We start from the raw sequence: 3,993 nt of genomic DNA, 5'->3' as shown, positions 1-3,993 counted from the left end.
CAAAAGTTAAAGAGAAGATTTCTCTATTCATTCCGCCTAAGTTGCATTACTTTATAAGTATATTTATTTATAAAGTCCGCACTTTTTGAGAGGGAACCATGATTAATATTGCTTTTTTTAGTGCAAAATCCTACGACGAGGCCTCTTTTAATAAAATTAAAAATAACCGAAATTTTGAATTCCACTATCACGACTTCCGGCTAACCGAAAAAACCGCCAAAATGGCACATGGTTGCGATGTCGTGTGTGCTTTCGTCAATGATGACCTTTCAGCTCCCGTTCTTAAACAGCTTTCTCTAGGCGGAACTAAGCTTATTGCCATGCGCTGCGCGGGTTTTGATAAAGTGGATCAACAAGCCGCTAAAGAACTTGGCTTACAAGTGGTTCGAGTTCCTGCTTACTCACCAGAAGCGGTGGCTGAACACACTGTCGGTTTGATGATGTGCCTAAATCGTCGCCTTCACAAAGCCTACCAACGTACACGTGACGCCAACTTCTCACTAGAGGGCCTAGTTGGCTTTAACTTTTACGGGAAAACCGTTGGTGTCATTGGTACAGGTAAGATTGGTATCGCGACGATGCGTATCTTCAAAGGGCTTGGCATGGAGCTGCTTTGCTATGACCCTTACGAAAATCCATTAGCACTAGAAATGGGAGCGCGTTACTGTTCGCTTGAAGAAATCTACGCTAATGCGGATATTATCTCTCTCCATTGTCCAATGAGTGAAGAAAACTATCACCTATTGAACGAAAAAGCCTTCGCGCAAATGAAAGATGGTGTGATGATCATTAACACTAGTCGAGGCGAGTTGCTGGATTCACTAGCGGCGATAGAAGCCTTGAAACAAGGTAAGATTGGCGCGCTTGGTCTAGACGTGTATGACAATGAAAAAGACTTGTTCTTCCAAGATAAATCTAACGATGTCATCGTAGACGATGTTTTCCGTCGCTTATCGGCTTGTCATAACGTGCTGTTTACTGGCCACCAAGCATTCTTGACTCACGAAGCACTTAATAATATTGCCTCAGTTACGCTCGATAACGTCGAAGCCTTTTTCTCTGGTAACGTATCGGGCAATGAACTGATTAACTAAAGCCAGACAATCGAGAAGTATAGTAGAGCGTGTGATCTCAGCTATGCTATACTTCTCGACTATTTAAAATTTGAGCCAAATTACCATGAGCATAAAAACTGATATTCAAAAGCTGCACAACCGTTTAGATACATGCCAACGTAAACTTGATGCGGCACGTTCTCGTGGTGATCACGAAATGATTACAAAGTTCACGGATGAAGTAGAACAGCTAACCAAAAAGCTTAACCAGTTAAAGCATAAGCAAAACTATGAGCTGAACAAAGAACGTAAAAGCTTACTTGATATGCCATTCTCTCGTGAAATCACCAAAGCAGAACAAGCGGACATCGGCAAACTGAAAAAACGCGTACGCGGCTTAGTAATCGTTCACCCACTAACAAAAGTTGGTAAAGAGCTTCGCCTCGATGTCATGACAGGCTTTGCGCCAAAAGAGTTTTAAACTCATATTAATACTCGTTGAGCCTAAGCATTTGCTTGGGCTTTTTATTTTGTACTGCTTCATTAAATGTCATCGAAATATCAACCCATAAGCTCCTAAAAAGGCCAGCGACAAAAGCCACGGACCTATTTTCAACCAATACCGTCTGCATTACATCTCAACGCTACGACAGTTGCTGCAACTTGTGCTCCACAACGGGGTCATTCGGAACTAACTGCTGAGCCACTTCCAAAAGTTGTACTGCATCTTGCGGATTGTCATGCTCATGCTTCATCGCAATATCAACAAGTGGCTGAATATCGATTTGCGCTTGATGCTCCTTCACATGCTCTTTCTTTTCTTCAATTAGCACATTATGAGCGGTACTCAGTAGGCTCAAACGATGTTGTGAACTCGCATTCGCCTTGTTAAGACACTGATAGTAATCTTCTTTTAATCGCAGCGTTTTAGTCTGATGACGAAACTGCGCTATATCTATCTTCTGATAACGTATAAAGTCTACAGCCACTTGCTTATAAAAACCGAATTTATTCAAATACGTCGCGTGGGTGCCATGTCCCATACCGAAGACTCTCAAATGAGTGAGCTCTGGGTAGCGTTTGGCGTGAAGGCGGTCGATTTCATTGGTTGGATCATAAATGATGTAACCTTTTGCATCTCCAAGGTCGAGGTCGTGGTACTTTCCTTCCCAATCAAATTGTTGGGCAAGTTCAGTACTTGGCCTGTCATCCCATGGCACTAGCACTTTGTTTTTTGTACTGACCGGGTGAAACATCAATACTTGATCCAACTTTAATAGATTGGAAAAAGCGCCAATAGCAAAACCACCGCGGCTAAGGCCATAACCTAAACGGCATTCAAAAGGCTCAAGTAATGTCGATAACTGCTCTAGAAAGAAAATCAAATTACGGCTACGAAACCAGTTACTTTTCCCAAGGTGCTGAAAAGAGATAATATTTACTTTTTGTTTCTGGGCTAATCGATAGCCCCAAGGTGCAAAGTCTGAGTGTAAGTCCTGTACTTGTAGATTCGTACCAGCAGGGGAAAAAGTGAACAACAGCGGTTTATTGCGGTCGACAAACTCATACTTAACAAACACATCATCAAGTAAGTCCTCCCCGGACATCGGTAGCCTGGTTTGCTGTTCTTCACGAGAAAGAGCCAGCCATTCATCCAACCAGTACAGTAACTTCATTAATCCTCCATCTAAATTGCGCCTAGCAATTGTGTTAAAAATCTAGTTTTTAGTGTGTGATCATCTCCCCCTGGTTACAGGGGACTCTGATATCAGTCCTCTTTTAAAACAAAGCGTGAATTTGCTTATTAAATTGGTCAATATCTATGGTTTGATGACGAACAAACTCCTTCGCCACCAGATTAAAAAATTCTAATTTATCTAATTGTGTGGATTGAGTGCCGTGCCCCATACCGACGACTTTTAAATGAGTAAGCTCTAGATAACGTTCAGCATGAAGACGATCAATACGATTGGTGGGGTCATAAATAATGTAACCTTTGGCATTGCCCAAATCTCGATCATGGTAGCCGCTTTCCCAATCGAACTGTTGAGCAAGCTCAGTGCTCGACCGATCATCCCATGGCACTAACGCTTTATTTTTTGTGCTAACAGGATAAAACAACAAAAGATGATCCAACTTCAGTAAGTCAGCGAATGCGCCAATAGCAAAACCACCTCGGCTCTGCCCATAACCCAAACGACATTTGAAGGGCTTAAGCAACTCAGACAACTGCTCCAGAAAGAAAATCAAATTCCGGCTACGGAACCAATTGCTTTTACCTAAATGTTGAAAGGCAATAATGTTTACTTGTTGTTGTATTCCGAGGTCGTAGCCCCAAGGAGAAAAATCCGGAGTTAAGTCTTGTACCTGAGCATCAGTACCGGAAGGAGAAAATGTGAACAACAATGGCTTGTTAAGATCGACGAGTTCATACTTCACAAAAACATCATCAAGTAAATCGTAGCCAGAAATTGGTAAAGCAGCATTTTGCTCTTTTTGAGTAAGCGCTTGCCATTCACCTAACCAGTAAAGTAGCTTCATTTTTTCTCCAAGTACATCAGCAGTATTTAGACTGAAACTCTATCAAAATGCTTTTAAGCATCCCACGTTGAGACTTAACAAAGCTCTACTTAAAGCCCAAATGACCTATGGAAATGTCTTCGATTGAAGATATTACTGCGTAAACTACACCCAAAGTGAGTACGCTAAAGAACTTAGAGAAGGGGCCGGAGAAAAGCCAATTAGAAGTTTTCGATAACAGCTGTTAAAAAACAGCAGATACAAAAAAACCGCTGTAAGAACAGCGGTTTTTTAAAGGTGGCGGAGAGATAGGGATTTGAACCCTAGATACGCTATTAACGTATGCCGGTTTTCAAGACCGGTGCTTTCAACCACTCAGCCATCTCTCCACAAATTGTCACTAAAACTTAGTCTTATA

4 protein-coding genes and 1 tRNA gene are annotated in these 3,993 nt (G+C 41.8%); 2 read left to right on the top strand and 3 right to left on the bottom strand.

The window, feature by feature from the left end; all coding sequences use genetic code 11:
• The first annotated feature begins 98 nt into the window (after positions 1–98).
• Both CAG69_RS10650 and CAG69_RS10645 read left to right on the top strand, forming a co-directional pair.
• Complete coding sequence (locus tag CAG69_RS10650; protein WP_161444129.1) at positions 99–1,094, top strand: 2-hydroxyacid dehydrogenase; 996 nt, start codon at positions 99–101, stop codon at positions 1,092–1,094.
• 85 nt (positions 1,095–1,179) lie between these two features.
• A complete protein-coding gene (locus tag CAG69_RS10645; RefSeq protein WP_005374274.1) occupies positions 1,180–1,536 on the top strand; it encodes a YibL family ribosome-associated protein in 357 nt (118 codons plus the stop codon).
• Positions 1,537–1,699: 163 nt separating this feature from the next.
• Here CAG69_RS10645 and CAG69_RS10640 read toward each other — a convergent pair whose 3' ends face one another.
• The 3 genes from CAG69_RS10640 to CAG69_RS10630 all read right to left on the bottom strand — a co-directional run bounded on the left by CAG69_RS10640 (position 1,700) and on the right by CAG69_RS10630 (position 3,964).
• A complete protein-coding gene (locus tag CAG69_RS10640; RefSeq protein WP_074189713.1) occupies positions 1,700–2,731 on the bottom strand; it encodes a cytosolic protein in 1,032 nt (343 codons plus the stop codon).
• Positions 2,732–2,834: 103 nt separating this feature from the next.
• Positions 2,835–3,596 carry a cytosolic protein gene (locus tag CAG69_RS10635; protein WP_161444126.1) on the bottom strand — a complete coding sequence of 254 codons (762 nt, stop codon included), beginning with the start codon at positions 3,594–3,596 and terminating at the stop codon, positions 2,835–2,837.
• Between the two features lie 277 nt (positions 3,597–3,873).
• Positions 3,874–3,964: transfer RNA gene (locus tag CAG69_RS10630), tRNA-Ser, on the bottom strand.
• Between the last annotated feature and the right edge of the window lie 29 nt (positions 3,965–3,993).

The organism is Vibrio sp. V43_P6S15P86, from assembly GCF_009904725.1.
GTDB lineage: Bacteria > Pseudomonadota > Gammaproteobacteria > Enterobacterales > Vibrionaceae > Vibrio > Vibrio diabolicus.
This window is presented reverse-complemented; position numbering and strand designations above follow the sequence as displayed.